A 21,955-nucleotide genomic window follows, 5' to 3' on the forward strand; every position below is an offset into this window, starting at 1 on the left:
CTCTAGCGACTAGAGGTGCAAGAGGAAAATCATGAAAAAGATCACCATTGGCGAAGCCGCGCGCCAAAGCGGCGTCAAGGTGCCGACGGTGCGCTATTATGAAAGCATTGGCCTGCTCGCCGCCCCGAGCCGCAGCGAGGGCAACCAGCGCTCCTTCGAGCCCGCCGATATCAGCCGTCTCGCTTTCATCCGCCACGCCCGCGAACTCGGTTTCGAGATCGACGCGATCCGCACGCTGCTCACCCTGCAGGACGATCCTCACCAGTCCTGCGCCTCGGCCGACGCCATCGCCAAGGCCCGCCTCATTGAGGTCGAGCAGCGCATCCGCAGCCTGATGGCGCTGAAGGCCGAGCTGGAAACCATGGTGGAAGGCTGCGGCCACGGCCGCGTCGACCAATGCCGCGTCATCGAAGTGCTCGCCGATCACGGCCAGTGCACGCATCCGCACCACTGATCTCTGCCCTTGCAGGCGATCCGCGCCCGCACCAAAACTGAACGCAGATACAATCGGGCGAAGACATCAATGAACCAGAAGCGGATTGCGATCATCGGCGGCGGCCCGGCGGGTCTCGCGGCTGCCGAACTGCTTTCCCGTTCCGGTCATGCGGTGACGGTCTACGACGCCATGCCGACCTTTGCCCGCAAGTTCCTGCTGGCCGGCAAGTCCGGTCTCAACATTACCCATTCCGAGGATTATGCCCGTTTCACCACGCGCTTCGCCGCGGCTTCCGCCCGCCTGCGCCCCGCTCTTGATGCGTTTACCCCTGATGATATCAGGAATTGGGCAAGCGAGCTCGGGACGGAAACCTTCATCGGCTCGTCCGGCCGGGTTTTTCCGAAGGTGATGAAGGCCTCGCCTTTGCTGCGCGCCTGGCTCAGGCGGCTGGAGGCACAGGGCGCCACGCTGCGCACCCGCCACCGCTGGACCGGTTTTGCCGAAGACGGCTATGTTTTCGAAACGCCCGAAGGGCGCAGCATCGTCCATTGCGACGCGGCCCTGCTCGCGCTCGGCGGCGCAAGCTGGCCGCGCCTCGGCTCCGATGCTGCCTGGGTGCCTTGGCTGGTCGGCAGGGGTGTGGAAATTCACATTTTTCAACCCGCCAATTGCGGCTTCGTCGTCGGATGGAGCGGGAACTTCAGCGAGCGTTTCGCCGGCGAGCCGGTAAAATCGGTCACCGCAACATCCGAGGCCGGCACGTTTCCCGGCGAATTCGTCATCACCGAGAGCGGCATCGAGGGCAGCCTGATCTATGCCCACACCGCCAGCCTCCGCGATCGGCTGCTGATCCACGGCAGCGCTGCCCTGACGCTCGACCTTGCACCCGGCCGCACCATCGACAGGCTGAGCCGCGACCTTGCACGGCAGGACGCCAAATCAAGTTTTTCGAACCGCCTGCGCAAGGGCGCCGGCCTCGACGGCGTCAAGGCGGCGCTGCTGCGCGAACTCGCTCCCGAGCGCGACCGAACCGTTCCGGAGCGTCTCGCCGGCATGATCAAGGCCCTGCCGGTGCCGGTGATCGAAACCCGCCCGATCGCCGAAGCGATCTCCTCGGCCGGCGGCATCCGCTGGAGCAGCATCAACGACAGCTACATGTTGAAGGCACTGCCCGGCACCTTCGTCGCCGGTGAGATGCTCGACTGGGAAGCGCCGACCGGCGGCTATCTCCTCACCGCCTGCCTGGCGACCGGCCGGACGGCAGCCCGTGGTATCGAAGCCTGGTTGCAGCGCTAGGCGCAGGCAGTCATCAGCACCGCGTGAGATCATCCCTCAGTCAGGCCGAGGCCGGACGGAATGTCATGGCGAGCCCATTCATGCAGTAGCGAAGCCCGGTTGGCTTCGGGCCATCATCGAAGACATGGCCGAGATGCCCACCGCAGCGGCTGCAGTGCACGGCGTTGCGCACCATGCCGTAAGTCGTGTCGTTCGTGGTGCCGACGGCTTTTTCGAGCGGCGCCCAGAAGCTCGGCCAGCCGGTGCCGCTGTCGAATTTGGTGGTCGAGGAAAAGAGGTCCTGATCGCAGCCAGCGCAGACGAAATTGCCCTTTCGCTCCTCATGCAGCAAGGCACTGGTGAAGGGCTGTTCCGTCCCCGCCTGGCGCAGGATGACATATTGATCCGGCGTCAGCAGCTTGCGCCATTCCTCGTCGGTGTGGGTCACCGCAAACGTCTCGGCGGCGATCGCCTTGCCGGCTAAGTCCAAGTGAACCGCGAGCGCCCCAAAAGCGGCGCCCGTCAGCAACAATCGTCTGTTCAGCATGGTCGGATCTCCTCGTCTGGCAAACCTTGCTTCTGCAAAGAACTACGAGAAAGAGGGTCTTTTGTTACACCATGGCCACCCAAACACCGAAATGTGATTTCCGTCACTTTCGTCAGGAAGCGCCGCACGCTGACGCCCGCCAGCGCCGGCCGATTGCAAACCAGCCATTTTTCTATCAGAATGTGCTGAAATTCGATGGGAGGAGCCGATGCACGAACACTCAGCGCACGCCGAGCACGTCTACACATCTGCCCAGCGCGATTCTGCGGCGGCGAGTTCCCCTGTCGTCGCCTCATGGCGGCGGTGCATGACCATGCACCAGCTCGCCCCCGAGGACCAGCGGGCTCCACTGCGCCTGACCGACCAGGAATTCCGCCGCGCGCGCGAGCAGTCCGAACAGCTGATTGCCAGCGCCACGGAAGAGCTCGATCGTCTCTTTACCACCGTTGGCAGGGCCGGCTGCTGCCTGCTTCTGACCGACAAGAACGGCATCGCGCTGGAACGCCGGGGCGCTGCCGGAGACGACAAGGAATTCCGCGAACTCGGCCTCTGGACCGGCTCGGTCTGGACCGAGGCCAGCATCGGCACCAACGGCATCGGCACCGCACTTGCCGACGAGCGTGCCGTCGCCATCTTCCGCGATCAGCATTTTTTCAGCTCGAACACCAGCCTCAGCTGCACGACAGCGCCGATCCGCGATCATCGTGGGCAGGTGGCAGCAGCCCTCGACATCTCCGCATGCCGCGAAGACGTCAACGAGATGACGCTGGCGATCCTGACGCAGACCGTGCGCGATGCGGCGATGCGCATCGAACTCAACCTTTTCCGCTCGGCCTTTGCCGGCGCGCGTTTCCTGATGGTCCCGGCCGGAGCCAATTCCGCCACCGCCCTGCTTGCCGTCGACAGGCACGATCTCGTGCTCGGTGCGACGCGCGCCGCCCGCATCGCGTTGCAGTTGGACGACAAGCGCATCGCCGCCGGCATTCCGGCAGCCGATGCCCTGCACGAGGCTGGCGTCTCCCAGCAAGACGAGATGGTCGAGGCGGAAAAGGCGGCCCTGCTTCGGGCGCTGTCGCGTGCAGGCGGCAATGTCTCGCAGGCAGCGATCGCACTCGGCATCAGCCGTGCCACGCTGCACAGGAAGATGAAAAAGCTCGATCTCCACTGATCGGTGTAAAGGTCCCGCTCCTGGAGCAATCGTGACCCGATGCTGTCGCAGGTCTGCGACACTGTGCACTGCGGTATGGAAGACCCGCCCTAGTCCCTCCGCCAAAACATGCTCATTTTCCTCCCACTGGTTCGCTCGGGAACCTGGATCATCAAGGGAGGATGACATGCTTCATCAGAAAATCGTCGAGTCGCCGTTCAAGCTGAAATACGGCAACTATATCGGCGGCGAATGGCGCGAGCCGGTCGAGGGAAAATACTTCGAAAACCTCACGCCCGTTACCGGCGGCAAGCTCTGCGACATTCCCCGCTCCAATGAAAAGGACATTAACCTCGCACTCGACGCCGCTCATGCGGCAAAGGAAAAATGGGGTCGCACCTCGGTTGCCGAGCGCTCCAATATCCTCATGAAGATCGCCCAGCGCATGGAAGACAAGCTTGAATTGCTCGCCCAGGCTGAGACCTGGGACAATGGCAAGCCGATCCGTGAAACCATGGCGGCCGACATTCCGCTGGCGATCGACCATTTCCGTTATTTCGCCTCCTGCATTCGCGCCCAGGAAGGTTCGATCGGCGAGATTGACCACGACACTGTCGCCTATCACTTCCATGAGCCGCTCGGCGTCGTCGGCCAGATCATTCCGTGGAACTTCCCGATCCTGATGGCCACCTGGAAGCTGGCGCCCGCACTTGCCGCCGGCAATTGCGTCGTACTGAAACCCGCCGAGCAGACCCCGGCCTCGATCCTGGTCTGGGCTGAACTCGTCGGCGATCTCCTGCCGGCAGGGGTCCTCAACATCGTCAACGGTTTCGGCCTCGAAGCCGGCAAGCCGCTGGCGACCAGCCCGCGCGTCGCTAAGATCGCCTTCACCGGCGAGACGACGACAGGCCGGCTTATCATGCAATATGCCAGCCAGAACCTCATTCCGGTGACGCTGGAGCTCGGCGGCAAATCGCCGAACATCTTCTTCGCCGACGTGATGGCGGAAGACGACGACTTCCTCGACAAGGCGCTCGAAGGCTTTGCGATGTTTGCCTTGAACCAGGGCGAAGTCTGCACCTGCCCGAGCCGCGCCCTCGTCCAGGAATCGATCTACGACCGCTTCATGGAAAAGGCCGTCAAACGCGTCGAGGCGATCAAGCAGGGCAACCCGCTCGACACCGCGACGATGATCGGCGCCCAGGCCTCGACGGAGCAGTTGGAAAAGATCCTCGCCTATCTCGATATCGGCAAGCAGGAAGGCGCGGAAGTGCTGACCGGCGGCTCGCGCAACGATCTCGGCGGCGAACTGGCGAATGGCTATTATGTCAAGCCGACGATCTTCAAGGGTCACAACAAGATGCGTGTGTTCCAGGAGGAGATCTTCGGACCGGTGGTTTCGGTCACGACCTTCAAGAACGAGAAGGAAGCGCTCGAAATCGCCAACGACACGCTCTACGGTCTCGGCGCCGGTGTCTGGAGCCGCGACGCCAATCGCTGCTACCGTTTCGGCCGCGAGATCCAGGCCGGTCGCGTCTGGACCAACTGCTACCACGCCTACCCTGCCCATGCCGCCTTCGGCGGCTACAAGCAGTCGGGCATCGGCCGTGAGACCCATAAGATGATGCTCGACCACTACCAGCAGACCAAGAACATGCTGGTGAGCTACAGCCCGAAGGCACTCGGCTTCTTCTGAGATGCTTCGGTATGGCGGGAGGGAGTGTCACAACCCCTCCCCAACCCCTCCCCACAGGGGGAGGGGCTTAACCGTTGAACTGCCTCGTTCTAAAAACGTATCTTCTTGCCGAAACTTCAGCGAGGTGAGCTGTCGGAGCGGCATTATAAGTCCCTCCCCTTGTGGGGAGGGGTTGGGGAGGGGATTTCTCTCCCGAAACTCCGGAGGAAGAACAATGGAAACCACCCTCAACGGCGAACTGCGTGTTCTCGCAACCGACGCCGCCCTCGATTTGATCGCAGAAATCAAGCGGGATCATCCCGATATCCTCTTCCACCAGTCCGGCGGCTGCTGCGACGGCTCCTCGCCGATGTGTTATCCGGCTAATGAATTCATGATCGGCGACAGCGACGTCAAGCTCGGCGAGATCGGCGGCGTACCGGTCTATATCATCGCCAGCCAGTTCGAGGCCTGGAAGCATACGCAGCTGATCATCGACGTCGTGCCGGGCCGCGGCGGCATGTTCTCGCTGGACAATGGCCGCGAGAAACGCTTCCTCACTCGTTCCCGCCTCTTCGGCGGCGGCGAGGCCTGCGCAGTGCCTGATGTGAAGGTCAGGGCGATCTGATGCTCTCGCCCGTCGGGTGGGAATTTCGCCTGTAGTATTCCCATAGTACCTGCTCGCAGCAGCTCTTTGCTAATCTCCGCCTGTTGGTTTCAAAGGGAGGAAACGATGCCAGCCTCAAAGATCCTGATGATCACGGGTGATTTCACCGAAGATTACGAAACGATGGTGCCGTTCCAGACGCTGCTCGCCTGCGGCTACACGGTCGATGCCGTCTGCCCCGGCAAGAAGGCCGGCGACACCGTCGCCACCGCCATCCACGATTTCGAAGGCGACCAGACTTATTCCGAAAAACGCGGTCATAATTTCGCGCTGAACGCCACTTTCGACAGCGTGCGCGCCGAAGATTACGACGCCCTCGTCATCCCCGGCGGCCGTGCGCCCGAATATCTTCGCCTCAACGCCGACGTCATCAAATTCGTCCGGCACTTCTTCGACGCCGGAAAACCCGTTGCCGCCATCTGCCACGGCGCGCAATTGCTTGCCGCCGCCGGCGTTTTGAAGGGCCGCACCTGCTCCGCCTATCCCGCCTGCCGGCCGGAAGTCGAGCTTGCCGGCGGCATTTATGCCGACATATCAATCAGCGATGCAGTCTCGGACGGCAATCTGGTCACGGCGCCCGCCTGGCCGGCGCATCCGTCGTGGCTGCGCCAGTTCATGGCCGTGCTCGATGCCGCAGCACTGCTCGAAACCAACGCCGCCTGAGGCGGGCGGCACCGGGGAGGACGATATGTGTGAACTCTTCATCAAGGCGGATGCTCGGCTCTGGGAAAGCGCCACCCGGTCGCTGCGCATCGACGGCATGGTCACCAGCGTCAGGCTGGAGAATTTCTTTTGGGCGAAGCTCGAGGAGATCGCCCGGCGCGACGGCATGAATGTCGTCCAACTGATCACCCGGCTGCATCATGAATCGATCGATGCCGGCCACGATCTCGGCAACTTCACGTCCTTCCTGCGGGTCTGCTGCGCTCGCTATCTCGACCTGCAGCTCACCGGCGACATCCCGGCCGATGTCACCCATCCGATCTCAGGCCTCGACGCGCCTGTCATCCTCGACCGCGAACGGGCGAAATATCACTGAGATCAGCTCCGACAGACGATCAAAGACGAACGGCCCGCGGATAGCGCCGCGGGCCGTTTCGCAAACATCTGACCTTGTCTTGGGCAGGGGCTTGCGCTGCCGCGCAGCCTGGATCAACAATGCGCGGCACCGTCCAGCGCGGGCACCGTCAGGAGATCGATTGCCATGAAAGACCAGAAAGCCGTGATCGTCACGGGAGCCGGCGGCAACCTCGGCAGCGCCGTTGTCCGCGAGCTTGCCAACGCCGGCGCAAAACTCGTCTGCATGAACCGTTCGAGCCATGAACTGGAGGCTTTGGCCGGCGATCTTCCTGCCTCCACCGAGTTTCTGTCGATCGCGGGAACGGATCTCACTGATTATGCTTCCTGCGCCGCCGCTGTCGCTCGGGCCGTCAAGCGCTTTGGCGGCGTCAGCGCGTTGGTCAACACCGTCGGTGGTTTCCAGATGGGGCCGGTCGGGCCGGAGGCGCCCGCGCAGTGGGAGACGATGATGACCGCAAACGCCCGCACTGCCCTGACGATCAGCGCCGCGGTTCTCCCGACGATGAAGGCGGCCGGCTACGGCCGCATCGTTCATATCGCCGCCGCGCCCGGCCTGAAGGCCGGTGCGAAGCAGGCCGCTTACGCCGCCTCGAAAGCCGCCGTCATTCGGCTGACCGAGGCGATCGCTGCCGAATGCCGCGACGACCGCATCACCGCCAACTGCATCCTGCCCGGCACGATCGACACGCCTGAGAACCGCGCAGCCATGCCCGATGCGAAGACGGACGGCTGGGTATCGCCGCAATCGATCGCCCGCCTCATCGCCTTCCTGATTTCGCCGGCCGCAGCCGTCGTCACCGGCGCGGCAATCCCGGCGACCGGCCGCGAATAGCGGGTGACGTGGCGTGATCGGTCGCCCGCGACTGCTCCTTTGTCGAGATCCGTGGGTGATGACACGACAGAGACCTGCAAGTTTTATTCAGTGACACACGATCTGGCTTGAGCTTCGGTTCGCCTTGAGGCAGCCTCGTCTCTGCCTGCTCATGGGACGGGCAGGAGAACAGCGGGCGGACACCATGGTGTTGATGATCGCATTGCGGCGGCATTTGCCAGAAGGCGGATGGTTTCGATGACGGAGGGTCCGGCATTGCGCGCCGTCGGCGCAACCAGCCTGATGCGCGAGGAATGGTTCCTAGGCGTCAGCGTCGCGACGAGCCTGGCGTTTCTTGCCTTCCAGGAACAGCTCTTCGGCCGGCTTGCCGATCCGCTTTGGTTCACTGTCGTTTTCGCGTGGCTGTTCGCCGCCGTCCTTGGCTCCGCTCTGTCGGTTGTCCGGCATGCGGATCATTTGGCTGAGCGGCTGAAGGAGCCCTACGGCACGCTCATTCTGACGCTTGCCATCACCTCGATCGAGGTGATGGCAATATCAGCCGTCATGCTTCACGGCGAGAACAATCCGACGCTTGCGCGCGACACCCTGTTCGCAGTCGTCATGATCATCCTGAACGGCATGGTCGGCCTGTCCTTGCTGCTGGGCGCATGGCGGCGACCGGAACAGCAGCATAACCTGCAGGGCGCCAACGCCTATCTGGGTGTCATCGTTCCGCTGGCAACCCTGAGCCTGGTGATGCCGACATTTCTTGCAGGCCCGGACGGACAGCATCCATCCGCACCGAGACAACTGATACTGGGCATAATATCGGTCGGCCTTTACACTACGTTTCTGCTTCTTCAGGCGGGCCGCCATCGGGATTATTTCACTGACGACAGCAACCTTCACGAGCCTGTCAGCGAACGTGTCCCTCGCCATCGACCGGTCTGGCCTCATGCCATTTTGCTTTTCGCCCATATGGGTCCGGTCGTCTTTCTAGTCGAACAGCTTGCCCGACCGATCGATTACATTATCGAAACCCTGCACGCTCCAACGGCATTTGGCGGTGTTGTCATGGCCATTCTGGTCGCGACGCCTGAGGCAATCAGCGCCGTGCGTGCGTCCATCGCCAATAATCTTCAGCGCTCCGTCAACATTTTCCTTGGTTCGGTGCTGTCGACGATCGGGCTGACCGTACCGGCAATGCTTGTTGTCAGTCAGCTCTACGGACACCCCGTGACACTCGGCCTGGAGCATGGAGATCTGGTGATGCTCCTGCTCACTCTTGCCGTCAGCATCATCACCTTTGCCAGCGGCCGCACGCACCTCATGCAAGGCGCTGTCCATCTGGTGCTTTTCCTGGCTTACATGTTGCTGATTTTCCAGCAATGAAACCCGCTCGATGGCGGCCGCGCAAGATCAGGAAAGTAAAGAGTTCCGCGCTTGGTCTGTCTTCCGCTATGATTACGGGAGCTATTGCACAGCTTGCAAGCAATCACGGTGGCTGCAGGACCTACGCGGCGATACGGAGATGGGACTTGGGCTCACTGTTGGTTGGCGGGCTGGTATTTGTTTTTCTGTCGATGGCGACGTCGATAGGATTGATCGTGCGCGGACGCTTGCCGGATCACCATCTCAATGCAGAATCCAAGGACGTCATCAGGCTGGCGACCGCGGTGGTGGGAACGCTATCGGCTCTGGCGCTCGGCCTTCTGATCGCATCCGCCAAGTCATCCTATGACAACGCCGAAGTGGAAATGAGAACGGCGGCGGCACGGGTACTCCTGCTTGACCGCGTCATGGCGCAATACGGGCCGGAAACCGACAAGGCGCGTCAATTGCTGCGTGAACTCATCGAGAAACGGCTGAGCCGTGGCTGGACTGCCGAGACCACCGACGAGACATCCGGCAAGGCGCCGGGGGAATATCAGGACATCGAGGCGGTTCAGGCCGACCTTCGATCCCTGGCGCCGAGGGATGCCGTGCAGCACTCTCTCCAGGCGCGTGCGCTGGAAGTGAGCGGCATGTTGGCCGAGACCCACTGGCTGTTGGTCGAATCCGGCAAAGAGGGCTTGCCCTGGGCCTTCCTCACCGTTCTCGTCTGTTGGCTTTCGCTGCTCTTTGCGACCTTCGGGCTGCAGGCCCCGGCCAATCCGACGGTGCTGTCAATTCTGCTCGTCTGCGCCCTATCGGTCGCCGGCGCCATCTTCCTGGTTTCGGACATGGCCAACCCATATGTCGGGCTGATCCGTGTTTCGGATGCACCATTACAGTTTGCCATCGAGCGGCTCGGGAAACCGTAGCCGCATCATGGCATCCGTCGAGGATGAGCTCACAGTTTAATTGTGCACCAGCAGCTATTGCAATTTTTAGCAATGCCGCGACATAATATCGCATGCCCGGAACTTTTCGGAGAGGGGTCGTCTCCGCCGAGGCACGCATGAAGACTACAGCGCCGCGCGTCTTTTCAGACGCGCAAAGGACGTTGTATGCCTTTGAAATAGCTCGTAAAACATCGGGGCGGCGGCAATGCGTGTGAGATTGTATCAGGGTCTGCACCTGTCCGTGATGCTTGCCGGTATGGCAATTCTCGCTGGCTGTGAGGAAAGTGGCAATAATTACGTTGCCCCTCCTCCACCTCCGGTTCGTGTCGCCCAGCCGGTCCAGCAACCGGTGACGCTCTATTTCGAACTCACCGGCAACACGGCGCCGCTCAACTCCGTCGATATCGAGGCGCGCGTCCAAGGCTACGTCCAATCGATCGACTACCAGGACGGCATGACGGTGATGAAGGGAACCAAGCTCTTCGGAATTGAGCGCAACACTTATCAGGCGCAACTGGATCAGGCGAAGGCATCACTCGCCTCGCAACAGGCGTCTCAGGTCGGCGCGCAGCAGGAATACGACCGGCAGCTCAATCTGTCGAAGCAACAGGTCACCACCCAGACCGCGGTTGACAGCGCCAAGGCGACGCTCGACGAGGCGAATGCATCCATCCTCAATGCCCAGGCCAATCTCGATCTTGCGACGATCAACCTCGGATATACGGAGGTGCTTGCCCCGTTCGACGGCACCGTCACCGATCATCTCGTCGATATCGGCGCGCTTGTCGGCGTATCCGGTCCCACCAAACTCGCCAGCATCGTTCAGACCGATCCGCTTTATGCCTATTTCAACGTCAGCGAAACTCAGGTGCTGATGATCAAGGAAACCCTGGCAAGGCAGGGGCGTACCTTCAAGCAGACGGATCTTCCGAGCATTCCGGCAGAACTCGGCCTGCAGACCGAGGAAGGCTACCCGCATAAGGGACATCTCGACTATGTCTCACCGCAGCTCGATGCCTCTACAGGCACGCTTCAGGTGCGCGCCCTGTTCGACAACAAGGACCACGCCATGCTGCCTGGTCTCTTCGTGCGCGTCCGGGTGCCGGTCGGCCACAACGACAAGGCTCTGCTGGTGCGCGACGACGCCGTCGGGACAAACCAGCTGGGCAGCTACCTGCTCGTTCTCGGCAAGGACGACGTCGTCGAACAGAAACAGGTCAAGACCGGCCAGCGCGAAGGTGCGCTCCGTGTCATCGATTCCGGCCTCGATCCCGCCGACTGGGTCGTAACCCAAGGTATCCAGCAGGCCATCCCCGGCAGCAAGGTCACGCCCGAGAAGATGGAAATGAATCCACCGGCAGCTGCCGCCGGCGATGCCAAGGCCAAGACCACCACGCAATGAACCCGCCGCCATGCTTCATCTGAACGTCTAAGGACAACAGCATGATCTCGCGTTTCTTCATCGAGCGACCGATACTCGCCAATGTTCTGGCGTTGGTTTTCGTGCTCATCGGCGCGGTGGCCCTGTTCCAGCTGCCTGTGGCGCAATATCCGAATGTCGTCCCGCCGACGGTGCAGGTAACGACACGCTTTCCGGGCGCCAGCGCCCAGACCCTCGTCGACACCGTCGCGCTGCCGATCGAGCAGCAGGTCAACGGCGTGCAGGACATGCTCTATATGCAGTCGACGAGCGCCAGCGACGGCACCTATTCCCTGACCGTGACCTTTGCCATCGGAACGGATCCGGACCAGGCGCAGGTTCTGGTGCAAAACCGCGTCGCCATAGCGATGTCATCGCTTCCCGAAGCGGTGCAGCTTCAGGGCGTGACGACGCAAAAGAAATCGACGGCGATCCTCGGCTTCGTCAGCCTGACCTCGCCCGACAGTCGCTATGACAGCCTGTTCCTGTCGAACTACGCCGTCATCAATCTGCAGAATGAACTCGCCCGCCTGCCGGGTGTCGGCAACGTCACAGTATTCGGTGCCGGCCAGTATGCCATGCGCATCTGGATGGATCCGAACCTGCTGCAGGCGCGCGGCCTGACGCCGCAGGATGTGGTCAGCGTCGTGCAGCAGCAAAGCCAGGAGGTTGCCGCCGGCCAGATCGGCATTCCGCCGGTGCCGAAGGGGCAGGTCTTCCAATACACGCTGAACGTCAATGGCCGATTGAACGAGGCGGCCGACTACGAAAACATCGTCGTCAAGGTCGAGAGCGGACAGGGTGGCCGCATTACGCGCATCCGCGATATCGGCCGCGTCGAACTCGGCGCCCAGACCTACAGCCAGTCCTTCATGCAAAACGGCCGGCCGGCAGCCGGTATCGGCATTTTCCAGCTGCCGGAGGCGAATGCCATTGCGGTGGCGCAGGCGGTGAACACAAAAATGCAGGAGCTCTCGAAGAGCTTCCCGCCGGGCCTCGAATATCACGTGCCGTTCGACACGACGAAATTCGTCGAGGCTTCCATCGACGAAGTTTACGTCACCTTGATCGAGGCCGGCGTTCTCGTTCTCATCGTCATTCTCGTTTTCCTGCAGGATTGGCGGGCGATGCTCGTGCCGGCGACCACAGTTCCGGTCACCATCATCGGCGCCTTCGCGGCCATGGCGGCACTGGGTTTCACCGTCAACCTGTCGACACTGTTTGCCATCGTTCTCGCCATCGGCATCGTCGTCGATGATGCCATTGTCATCGTTGAAGGTGTCGCCCGACACATCGAAGCGGGCATGTCCGGCCGAAAGGCGGCCGAAAAGGCGATGGAGGAACTGCTCGGCCCGGTCATCGGCATCACGCTGGTGCTGATGGCGGTTTTCATTCCGGCTGCCTTCCTGCCCGGCCTGACCGGACAGCTCTATCGGCAGTTCGCCCTCGTCATCGCCGCCACGGCGCTGATCAGCGCCATCAATGCCGTCACGCTGAAACCGACGCAATGCGCCCTTTGGCTACGCCCGCCGGTCCCGCCCGAGAAACGCAACATCTTCTATCGCGGCTTCAACAGGGTCTACGACAGGGGTGAACGCAGCTATGCAGGGCTGATCGGATCGATGACCCGCCGCAGCGGCATCATGGTCATAGCAGCACTCGCGCTGATCGGTGTCGCCGTCTGGGGGCTCGCCCGTCTGCCGACTGCGTTTCTGCCCATCGAGGATCAAGGCTATGTTTTGATCAGTGCGCAGCTGCCCGACGGCGCATCGAAGGAGCGCACCGACGCGGTGATGGAAGAGGTCGGCAAGATCGCCGAAGCCACACCTGGCGTCGACCAGGTGCTGACCATCAGCGGCATCTCCGTTCTCGACAACAATGCCAGCCTGCAGAATGCCGGCGTCGCCTATGTCGTGCTGAAGGATTGGGACGAGCGCGGCAAGCAAAAGGGGCAGGATCTGCTGTCGATCTACCAGCATTTGAACGGCGCGCTGCAAAGCGTGCTCGCCGCCAAGACGCTGGTGGTGGTACCGCCTCCGATCCAGGGCGTCGGCAATGCCAGCGGCTTTACCATGCAGGTCGAGATCAGGAACGGCATTTCCGACTACCCGCTGCTGCAATCGCTTGCCGACACAATCGTCAAGAACGGCAGTGCCCAATCGTCGCTGCAAAGGCTGAGCACGCCTTTTCGTTCGAACGTGCCGCAACTTGCCGTTTCCGTCGATCGGATCAAGGCGGAGACACTGGGAATTACGGTGGGCCAGGTCTTCTCCGCTCTCTCCGGCTATGTCGGATCGAGCTATGTCACCCAGTTCAACAAATTTGGCCGCACCTTCCAGGTCTATGCGCAAGCCGCTTCCGATTTCCGGGTCAGCGCCGAAGATATCCGCAACCTGAAGGTCAAGGCCGGCGATGGGACGATGGTTCCGCTCGGCACGGTCGTCGATGTCAGGACGACACAAGGCCCCTCCCTGATCAGCCTCTACAATCTCTACCCGTCCGCAACGATCGTTGGCGGGCCTGCCGCCGGCTTCAGTTCCGGCCAGTCTCTCGACGTCATGGAGCAGATTGCCGATCAGACACTGCCGCCGGGCACAGGCTTCGAATGGACGGCGCTGTCCTATCAGGAGAAGGCCGTGGGCGGGCAGATCTATTTCATCTTCGCGCTTGCCATGCTCCTCGTCTATTTCGTGCTCGCGGGCCAATATGAAAGCTGGATCTTGCCGCTCGCGGTCCTTCTCGCCGTGCCGCTTGCTCTCCTCGGCACGGTGGCAGCGCTTATGGCAGCCGGCGTTGCCAACAACCTCTATACGCAGATCGGCCTTATCCTGCTGATCGCGCTTGCATCGAAGAATGCCATCCTCATCGTCGAATACGCTAGGGAAAGGCGGGCGGAAGGCATGGAAATACTGGATGCGGCCGTCGAGGCCGCCCGCTTGCGTTTCCGGCCAATTCTGATGACGTCCTTCGCCTTTATCCTCGGCGTCCTGCCGCTCGTGTTGGCGACGGGCGCCGGCGCATCCGCCCGCAAATCGATCGGCATATCGGTTTTCAGCGGCATGATCGCCTCGACCTGCCTCGCCGTGCTCTTCGTACCCTCCTTCTACGTCGTGCTACAGCGCCTCGAAGAATATTGGAAAGGACGCACAAAGACCGCAGGCCTGGCGTAAACGGAGATATCGAAGGTTCAGTAAGGCTGTCGCAACGGCCTTTCGCGCGATCACCTACGGTTTCGCGCGGAAGCAGGTTGCCGTTGGGGCGCTTCACAGCGGAGGTTCGAACAGACCCTATAGTCCCGAGGTCAGCACCCTATGACAGGCAGGCGACACGCGTTGCAGATTGTCCCGCAGGCAAGCCATAGCCCGCCCTCCGCCCAAAGGCACCATGCGACATAGTGCCTGAAAATCCGATCCGCAGGTTTCGCGCAGGATCATCAGTTCCTCGCGCGGCGAGAAGGCCGGCATCACGGCCCGAGGAGCAGGCGTGGTCGCAACCGTCGCCGCGGCACCGCCGCTGGCCGGGGTTGATCCGGCTGATCCTCCCCCCGCTGATCCTCCCAAGGCCGCAACGGCTTGCTGACACGGCGCCGATAGAGCGGCATTGTGCTGCTGCAAGCAGCTGAGTGCCTCGGTGCCGCCCGGCGTGACGCCGGAGCATTGCGCCATGAAATCGCGTTGGCAGGCCGATTTGACGGCGTTGCGCTGCGCCTGCGTCGGCTGATGCGCCGGTGCGCCCGTCGCCGGCGCCGGGCTGGTCGCCCCAGTGGTTGCGGGCGCCGCCGGGGCCGGCTCCGCGGATGTCGACTTGGGTTTGCTTATCGCCGACACCGCCTTCCGGCAACCGGCCGAAAGCGTGGCGCTATGCTGCTGCAGACAAGTGAGCGCCTCGATACCGCCCGGCGTCACCCCTGAACATTGCGCTATGAAATCGGAGCGGCATTCCGCCCTGATCGCATTGCGCTGCTCTTCAGTCGGCGCCTGCGCGGAAGCGACACCGGCAAAGAGCACCACTGCAAAGAGCGCTGGCAATCCCGAGATAGTAAACGGAAGACGACCCCTACCATACGGAGTCGTCAATAGAGACGATGCCCTCTTTCGCATTATTCCTCCCCCTATAAATATTTAATCTACTTCATGAAATCGAACGCCCTGCTGAATAGGATAATAAACGCCCGCCAATTGGAGGGACGTTGCTTGCCGCTGTGAAAATATTAAAACGCCGGCTCCACGTATATTAGAATATTGTTATCTTAGCAACTATCGTGCGCCTGAAAACTGATCAAGGAAAACGTATCACTCATCAGCCTGCTGATCGGAGACCATGCATCTCAAAGCAAGTTAACAGGTTCTGCGACTACATGCTGCCGTCATGCCGCAGCCTCGTACCCTCTTGAAGCCGGGCTCTCGTGGCCTTCAAGCCGAAAGCGTGCAATCATCTCGGTGAGTGCAAGCGCCTCGGACGATAGCTGTCGGGTGGCAGCATTCGTCTCTTCCACCATCGCCGCATTTTGCTGCGTCATACGATCAATATCGTTGACCGATGCGTTGATCGAATGGAGTGTCGTTGCCTGATCGCGGCTTGACGAGGCGATGAGCTCGATATGGCCGACGATGTGGACGATCTCGCTGGAAATCTCCATCAGCGCATCGCCGGTGCGGCCGACGAATTCGGAGCCGGACGCAACCTCTCGGACGGAATTGTTGATGAGCTCGCCGATTTCCTTGGCGGCGCGCGCCGATCGCTGCGCCAGTTCCCGCACCTCCTGCGCCACGACAGCAAAGCCCTTGCCGGCCTCACCCGCTCTTGCCGCCTCGACTCCCGCGTTTAGGGCCAAGAGATTGGTCTGGAAAGCGATGGAGTCGATGGCGCTGACAATCTGAACGATCTTGCCCGACGCGTCCTCAATCCGTCCCATGGCCGAAACCGCGTTTTGGACCACTGAAGCCGAGGCGTCGGCGCCCTGTTTGGCACGTTGGACAAGCGTAAGCGCTGCTGCTGCCCGTCCTGAAGAGGTGTTGACGGCGGAAGAAATCTCCTCCACTGCCGCTGCGGTTTCCTCAAGTGCGGCCGCCTGCTTTTCCGTTCGACTGGCCAGGTCATCAACGGCTTCCGCCATCTGGCGGCCATTGTCGCTGATGAGGGAAGACGTCTCGCGGATATCGCAGAGCGTCCCCCTGAGACCCGCGACCGACATGTTGAAATCGGTGCGGATCCGGTCGAGTTCGGAGGCAAAGGGCGTATCGATCGAAAAATTCAACTCCCCGCGCGACAGCCGCGTGAGCCCTTCTGCAAGCGCCTCGATTGCGGCGTCAACCTGGACCTTGGCGCTACGTCGCTCGAGTTCGTTGCGGGCGCGCTCAAATTCCGCATCGCTACGCGCGATCTCGGCCTGTTGTTCCATTTCGACATTCGACAGCGCATTTTGTTTGAAGACGGAAAGCGCACGAGCCATTTCCCCGATCTCGTCGCCCCGTGCCTCGCCGGTGATTGCGGTATCGAGCCTTCCCTCTGCGATCTTGCGCATCGCTGCGGTAATCTGGGTGATCGGTCCCTTTAGGGTGACGACCAGCGCGGCACCCGCGGTCATAGCGATCAGGATGCCAAACACAATCGCGCCGCCGGATATCCTATTGGCCTGTTGACGATCCTGCCCAGCATTTTGCCTCTGCGTCTCGGCGAATTGAGCGAGCAGGTTCCAGGTGTTGTCGATCTGTCCCGCAACGCTGTCAAATTCAGCCAGCTTGCGCGCCGCACCTTCGGAGAGCGCTGCCGCGTTTGCCGCAAGCAGGTCGAGGACGGGTTGAGCCTTCTTCGGAATTTCGGCAAAGACGGGGTCGTCGTTCACCACGCCGGCGAGACGGCCGAGCTCGGTCTGATACATGTAGATCGACTGCTGGACTTTCTTCACTCGCGCGTCGTCTGGATTGCCGGCGAGTTCGGCGAAGCCGACGCGGATCTCATTATTGCTGTTAACGATGGCGCGCAGTGCGTTGCCGACATTCGTCGCCTGCGAGATATCCTTGTCCGACGTGGCAAGCGCAAGCACGGAGGTCCGCATCAGATCGTCGCCAATCGTCTTGAGACTGTCACCAGTTGCAGCAAGATTGGCGACGGCGGTATCCGTTGCTGGGACATCCAAAGTGTCAGGCGACACCTTCGAAGCGTTGGCGATGGCATCCACAGCCGCGGCATACTGTGCGGCGAGGGCTTCGGTCGCTACAGCAGGCGAAAGCTGCTCCTTTGCCTTTTGCAAATCGGGCCCATATTTGGCTAGCAGGCCAACTTTGTCAGCCGGCGTCGTCGCATTCGTATAGTCATTGCGAAGTTTTGTCGCGATACTCGCGGCGGCGCTGATGGAGACGGAATTATTTAGACCGCCCTTGTTGGCATTTTCCAGCTTTTTCGCGCCGGCCATCAGCATGAACGAGCGCTTGCCAACCTGCCCTTGGAGGTCAAGAAGTGCCGCGGAAGCAGCGTCCACATCACTGAGAATTTTCTGCTGTCCCGTTTCGATTTGCCAGATCGCTTCGATCTTTTGCGGGATGATTTGCGACTGATCAAGCGCCCGGTCAAGAAGCCCCACATCGGTCGTCGGCCTTAGCCTCTCGATCGTCTGCTTCAGGTTTGCCAGTTGCTCACGGGCGTCCGCAAGCGCTGTGTCTCGGGCTTCCTGCGACGGTTTCATCAGAAAGCCGGTCATGCTGGAAGAAACATGTTTGAACCCGTTCAGGGATTGCAAAACATGGTTGGAGATCTCCATCCGTCCCTCGAGAAGGCTGGACGCGTAGTATCCCGTCAGCCCCACTGCGCATAGGCTAAAGACGAATGGCGCCAATAGTACGAGCACCTTCGTCTGAATGCGAACCCGCGACATCAAACCACTTACCACGACCGCATCCCCACCACCGATTGGAGCTAAGCTGTCATTCTTTGTTTAAGAACCGATAAATGGGTTGATCCGAAGGCTATGCACGCTTCACCTATCGGGGCGAAGGCATGGTTCATCCTACCGGTAAGCAAAAACGCAAAAAGCCCGCACGAGGCGGGCTTTTGCGTATTATTGGGAATTTGGTTTCGGTTTGAGGCTTTGCCCCGTTGGGTCTTAAACAGTTCAGTGGACTGTTTTATCGGGCGGGCCCGATCGACCGCTCACCCTTCAGGTTATGGTGAGCTCTGCGAACGAGGAGCTACCATCGCCAGGGAAAGCGAAGCTTTTCCGCCAGCGATAAGAAGGTAGATGCTGATCTTTAAGAGGAAGGATTTGGTTTCGGGGGCAGGCTTTGTAGTTTTCTGTCCCGCTGCGTCGGCTTTGCCTTCTTGCGGGCACCTGAAGAGGCGTCAACTCCTCGATCCGTTACCAGATACGACAAAGCCCGCACGGGGCGGGCTTTTGCGGGGGCAGGATTTGAACCTGCGGCCTTCAGGTTATGAGCCTGACGAGCTACCGGGCTGCTCCACCCCGCGCCAGCGCAAATCCGTGGGATTTGCTGATGTATTGTAACACAAAAGGCCGCTTGCGAGCGGCCCTTTGTTTCGGCATGGGCCGTAGAGTTTGTGATGAGAAGATTGTTTTACATCAGTTGCGTTTTGCAGACCTGGCAGCGACCTACTCTCCCGCGTCTTAAGACGAAGTACCATGGGCGCAGGGGCGTTTCACGGCCGTGTTCGGAAAGGGAACGGGTGCAGCCACCCCGCCATAACCACCAGGTCGGCAAAGCGCAACTATATGTTTTGAGAAGCTGGTGAAGTGCTATGACTTCGTTTTTGAACACGTTTTAGAGCTCCAACCGGACGAACACTTCGTGTTCGCCGGGACCGGGCAAAGGCTGGCGCCTTCGCCTTGTCAGGACGACCGCTTTGCGGTCGCCTTGAGATGAGCATAGTCAATGAGAACGATCAAGCCAATCGAGCTATTAGTACCGGTAAGCTTCATGCGTTGCCGCACTTCCACACCCGGCCTATCAACGTGGTCGTCTTCCACGGCTCTGATAGGGAATACTCGTTTTCAGGTGGGTTTCCCGCTTAGATGCCTTCAGCGGTTATCCCGTCCATATGTAGCTACCCTGCTATGCCCTTGGCAGGACAACAGGTCCACCAGAGATATGTCCATCCCGGTCCTCTCGTACTAGGGACAGATCCTGTCAATATTCCTACACCCACGGCAGATAGGGACCGAACTGTCTCACGACGTTCTGAACCCAGCTCACGTACCGCTTTAATTGGCGAACAGCCAAACCCTTGGGACCTGCTCCAGCCCCAGGATGCGATGAGCCGACATCGAGGTGCCAAACAACCCCGTCGATATGGACTCTTGGGGGTCATCAGCCTGTTATCCCCGGCGTACCTTTTATCCGTTGAGCGATGGCCCTTCCACGCGGGACCACCGGATCACTATGACCGACTTTCGTCTCTGCTCGACTTGTCAGTCTCGCAGTCAGGCGGGCTTATGCCATTGCACTCGACGACCGATTTCCGACCGGTCTGAGCCCACCATCGCGCGCCTCCGTTACTCTTTCGGAGGCGACCGCCCCAGTCAAACTACCCACCATACACTGTCCCGGACCCGGATGACGGGCCGCGGTTAGACATCCATGACGATAAGGGTGGTATTTCAAGGATGGCTCCACGGAAACTGGCGTCCCCGCTTCAAAGCCTACCACCTATCCTACACATGCCGACACGAATGCCAGTGTAAAGCTATAGTAAAGGTGCACGGGGTCTTTCCGTCTGACCGCAGGAACCCCGCATCTTCACGGGGAATTCAATTTCACTGAGTCTATGTTGGAGACAGCGGGGAAGTCGTTACGCCATTCGTGCAGGTCGGAACTTACCCGACAAGGAATTTCGCTACCTTAGGACCGTTATAGTTACGGCCGCCGTTTACTGGGGCTTCGATTCAAAGCTTGCACCTCTCCTCTTAACCTTCCAGCACCGGGCAGGCGTCAGACCCTATACGTCGTCTTGCGACTTCGCAGAGCCCTGTGTTTTTGATAAACAGTCGCTACCCCCTGGTCTGTGCCACCCCATAATAGTTGCCTACCATGGGGTCACGCTTCTTCCGAAGTTACGCGTGCAATTTGCCGAGTTCCTTCAACATAGTTCTCTCAAGCGCCTTGGTATACTCTACCTGACCACCTGTGTCGGTTTCGGGTACGGTCTATACGGTGGAGCTATTTCCTGGAACCGCTCCGCTGCCCATCCAATCCAATAAGAATGAACAACTTGTGCAATCCGTCACTACCACCAGGCCCACGAATATTAACGTGGTTCCCATCGACTACGCATTTCTGCCTCGCCTTAGGGGCCGGCTAACCCTGCTCAGATTAACTTTAAGCAGGAACCCTTGGTCTTTCGGCGAGAGGGTCTCTCACCCTCTTTATCGTTACTCATGTCAACATTCGCACTTCCGATACCTCCAGGAGCCCTCACGGGTCTCCCTTCATCAGCTTACGGAACGCTCCGCTACCACGTGTATTGCTACACATCCTCAGCTTCGGTGCATGGCTTCAGCCCCGTTACATTTTCGGCGCAAAGACCCTTATTTAGACCAGTGAGCTGTTACGCTTTCTTTAAATGATGGCTGCTTCTAAGCCAACATCCTGGTTGTTTTGGGATCCTCACATCCTTTCCCACTTAGCCATGACTTGGGGACCTTAGCTGGAGGTTAGGGTTGTTGCCCTTTTCACGACGGACGTTAGCACCCGCCGTGTGTCTGCCGAGTAGTACTCCCCGGTATTCGGAGTTTGGTTAGGATCAGTAAGACGGTGAGTCCCCATAGCCCATCCAGTGCTCTACCCCCGGGGGTATTCGCTCGACGCTCTACCTAAATAGATTTCGCGGAGAACCAGCTATTTCCGAGTTTGATTGGCCTTTCACCCCTAGCCACAAGTCATCCCAATCTATTGCAACAGATGCGGGTTCGGTCCTCCAGTTGGTGTTACCCAACCTTCAACCTGCTCATGGCTAGATCACTCGGTTTCGGGTCTAATGCAACAAACTAAATCGCCCTATTCAGACTCGCTTTCGCTTCGCCTACACCTACCGGCTTAAGCTTGCTTGTTACACTAAGTCGTTGACCCATTATACAAAAGGTACGCCGTCACCCTTGCGGGCTCCGACTGTTTGTAGGCATCCGGTTTCAGGTTCTATTTCACTCCCCTTGTCGGGGTGCTTTTCACCTTTCCCTCACGGTACTTGTTCGCTATCGGTCATGCACGAGTACTTAGGCTTGGAGAGTGGTCTCCCCATGTTCAGACAGGATTTCTCGTGTCCCGCCCTACTCTAGGACAATCATGATATCTACGCGTACGGGGCTGTCACCCACTACGGCCGCACTTTCCAGAGCGTTCCACTTTAATCACAATTGCCACTGGCCTGGTCCGCGTTCGCTCGCCACTACTTGCGGAGTCTCGGTTGATGTCCTTTCCTGCAGGTACTTAGATGTTTCAGTTCCCTGCGTTCGCTTCTTACACCCTATGTATTCAGGTGTAGATACCTTATCACAATACCTAGAAACCATTCGGGTTTTCACTCACGCTCGTTCTGCACTTCGTGCAGCGCTGCGTTAGCGCGC

15 protein-coding genes, 1 tRNA gene and 2 rRNA genes (1 of these 18 cut by a window edge) are annotated in these 21,955 nt (G+C 60.1%); 12 read left to right on the top strand and 6 right to left on the bottom strand.

The annotated features are described in order from the left end of the window. The first annotated feature begins 31 nt into the window (after nt 1-31). Nucleotides 32-454 (top strand): MerR family transcriptional regulator, encoded by a 423-nt coding sequence (locus AC245Y_RS19625; protein WP_012759112.1) that lies wholly within the window; start codon nt 32-34, stop codon nt 452-454. Between the two features lie 69 nt (nt 455-523). Next, nucleotides 524-1,732 carry a TIGR03862 family flavoprotein gene (locus AC245Y_RS19630; RefSeq protein WP_012759113.1) on the top strand — a complete coding sequence of 403 codons (1,209 nt, stop codon included), beginning with the start codon at nt 524-526 and terminating at the stop codon, nt 1,730-1,732. A 40-nt stretch (nt 1,733-1,772) separates the two neighbouring features. Here the strand turns inward: AC245Y_RS19630 and msrB are convergent, their stop codons facing one another. Then, nucleotides 1,773-2,258, bottom strand: a complete 486-nt coding sequence (msrB, locus tag AC245Y_RS19635; RefSeq protein WP_012759114.1) for a peptide-methionine (R)-S-oxide reductase MsrB — start codon at nt 2,256-2,258, stop codon at nt 1,773-1,775. A gap of 208 nt (nt 2,259-2,466) precedes the next feature. Here msrB and AC245Y_RS19640 point away from each other — a divergent pair, with 208 nt between their 5' ends. From AC245Y_RS19640 to AC245Y_RS19685, 10 genes are all read left to right on the top strand, one after another. Next, nucleotides 2,467-3,426: a helix-turn-helix domain-containing protein gene (locus AC245Y_RS19640; protein ID WP_017995276.1), complete on the top strand. Its 960-nt coding sequence runs from the start codon at nt 2,467-2,469 to the stop codon at nt 3,424-3,426. Nucleotides 3,427-3,592: 166 nt separating this feature from the next. Further along, complete coding sequence (gene adh, locus AC245Y_RS19645) at nt 3,593-5,101, top strand: aldehyde dehydrogenase (protein ID WP_017995277.1); 1,509 nt, start codon at nt 3,593-3,595, stop codon at nt 5,099-5,101. Nucleotides 5,102-5,315: 214 nt separating this feature from the next. Further along, nucleotides 5,316-5,708, top strand: coding sequence for a DUF779 domain-containing protein (locus AC245Y_RS19650; RefSeq protein ID WP_017995278.1), 393 nt, complete (start codon nt 5,316-5,318; stop codon nt 5,706-5,708). 105 nt (nt 5,709-5,813) lie between these two features. After that, a complete protein-coding gene (locus AC245Y_RS19655; RefSeq protein WP_017962243.1) occupies nt 5,814-6,410 on the top strand; it encodes a DJ-1/PfpI family protein in 597 nt (198 codons plus the stop codon). Between the two features lie 25 nt (nt 6,411-6,435). Then, nucleotides 6,436-6,786 (top strand): ribbon-helix-helix domain-containing protein, encoded by a 351-nt coding sequence (locus AC245Y_RS19660; RefSeq protein WP_017995279.1) that lies wholly within the window; start codon nt 6,436-6,438, stop codon nt 6,784-6,786. Nucleotides 6,787-6,951: 165 nt separating this feature from the next. Then, nucleotides 6,952-7,659, top strand: a complete 708-nt coding sequence (locus tag AC245Y_RS19665) for an SDR family NAD(P)-dependent oxidoreductase (protein ID WP_017995280.1) — start codon at nt 6,952-6,954, stop codon at nt 7,657-7,659. A 237-nt stretch (nt 7,660-7,896) separates the two neighbouring features. Then, on the top strand, nt 7,897-9,030 hold the full coding sequence (locus tag AC245Y_RS19670; protein WP_026157485.1) for a calcium:cation antiporter: 1,134 nt from the start codon (nt 7,897-7,899) through the stop codon (nt 9,028-9,030). Between the two features lie 146 nt (nt 9,031-9,176). After that, a complete protein-coding gene (locus AC245Y_RS19675) occupies nt 9,177-9,941 on the top strand; it encodes a bestrophin-like domain (RefSeq protein ID WP_017995282.1) in 765 nt (254 codons plus the stop codon). A gap of 226 nt (nt 9,942-10,167) precedes the next feature. After that, nucleotides 10,168-11,364: an efflux RND transporter periplasmic adaptor subunit gene (locus AC245Y_RS19680; protein ID WP_017995283.1), complete on the top strand. Its 1,197-nt coding sequence runs from the start codon at nt 10,168-10,170 to the stop codon at nt 11,362-11,364. A 41-nt stretch (nt 11,365-11,405) separates the two neighbouring features. After that, the gene (locus tag AC245Y_RS19685; RefSeq protein WP_017995284.1) at nt 11,406-14,552 is read left to right on the top strand and encodes an efflux RND transporter permease subunit; all 3,147 of its coding nucleotides are present in this window, start codon (nt 11,406-11,408) and stop codon (nt 14,550-14,552) included. Nucleotides 14,553-14,669: 117 nt separating this feature from the next. On the opposite strand, the gene AC245Y_RS19690 is transcribed toward AC245Y_RS19685, so the two are convergent. From AC245Y_RS19690 to AC245Y_RS19710, 5 genes are all read right to left on the bottom strand, one after another. After that, nucleotides 14,670-15,482 carry a hypothetical protein gene (locus AC245Y_RS19690; RefSeq protein ID WP_017995285.1) on the bottom strand — a complete coding sequence of 271 codons (813 nt, stop codon included), beginning with the start codon at nt 15,480-15,482 and terminating at the stop codon, nt 14,670-14,672. Nucleotides 15,483-15,748: 266 nt separating this feature from the next. Then, complete coding sequence (locus AC245Y_RS19695; protein ID WP_017995286.1) at nt 15,749-18,271, bottom strand: methyl-accepting chemotaxis protein; 2,523 nt, start codon at nt 18,269-18,271, stop codon at nt 15,749-15,751. Nucleotides 18,272-18,772: 501 nt separating this feature from the next. Continuing rightward, a tRNA-Met gene (locus AC245Y_RS19700) sits at nt 18,773-18,846 on the bottom strand. A gap of 129 nt (nt 18,847-18,975) precedes the next feature. Further along, nucleotides 18,976-19,090, bottom strand: a 5S ribosomal RNA gene (gene rrf / locus AC245Y_RS19705). Nucleotides 19,091-19,274: 184 nt separating this feature from the next. Continuing rightward, nucleotides 19,275-21,955: ribosomal RNA gene (locus AC245Y_RS19710) — 23S ribosomal RNA — on the bottom strand (it continues 259 nt past the right edge of the window).

The organism is Rhizobium sp. SRDI943, assembly GCF_057653695.1.

Coding starts and splice junctions, on each gene's coding strand:
- msrB (WP_012759114.1), bottom strand. CDS start 2,258: ATGCTGAACAGACGATTGTTGCTGACGGGCGCCGCTTTTGGGGCGCTC.
- AC245Y_RS19665 (WP_017995280.1), top strand. CDS start 6,952: ATGAAAGACCAGAAAGCCGTGATCGTCACGGGAGCCGGCGGCAACCTC.
- AC245Y_RS19640 (WP_017995276.1), top strand. CDS start 2,467: ATGCACGAACACTCAGCGCACGCCGAGCACGTCTACACATCTGCCCAG.
- AC245Y_RS19670 (WP_026157485.1), top strand. CDS start 7,897: ATGACGGAGGGTCCGGCATTGCGCGCCGTCGGCGCAACCAGCCTGATG.
- AC245Y_RS19625 (WP_012759112.1), top strand. CDS start 32: ATGAAAAAGATCACCATTGGCGAAGCCGCGCGCCAAAGCGGCGTCAAG.
- AC245Y_RS19685 (WP_017995284.1), top strand. CDS start 11,406: ATGATCTCGCGTTTCTTCATCGAGCGACCGATACTCGCCAATGTTCTG.
- AC245Y_RS19650 (WP_017995278.1), top strand. CDS start 5,316: ATGGAAACCACCCTCAACGGCGAACTGCGTGTTCTCGCAACCGACGCC.
- AC245Y_RS19630 (WP_012759113.1), top strand. CDS start 524: ATGAACCAGAAGCGGATTGCGATCATCGGCGGCGGCCCGGCGGGTCTC.
- AC245Y_RS19655 (WP_017962243.1), top strand. CDS start 5,814: ATGCCAGCCTCAAAGATCCTGATGATCACGGGTGATTTCACCGAAGAT.
- AC245Y_RS19690 (WP_017995285.1), bottom strand. CDS start 15,482: ATGCGAAAGAGGGCATCGTCTCTATTGACGACTCCGTATGGTAGGGGT.
- AC245Y_RS19680 (WP_017995283.1), top strand. CDS start 10,168: ATGCGTGTGAGATTGTATCAGGGTCTGCACCTGTCCGTGATGCTTGCC.
- AC245Y_RS19660 (WP_017995279.1), top strand. CDS start 6,436: ATGTGTGAACTCTTCATCAAGGCGGATGCTCGGCTCTGGGAAAGCGCC.
- adh (WP_017995277.1), top strand. CDS start 3,593: ATGCTTCATCAGAAAATCGTCGAGTCGCCGTTCAAGCTGAAATACGGC.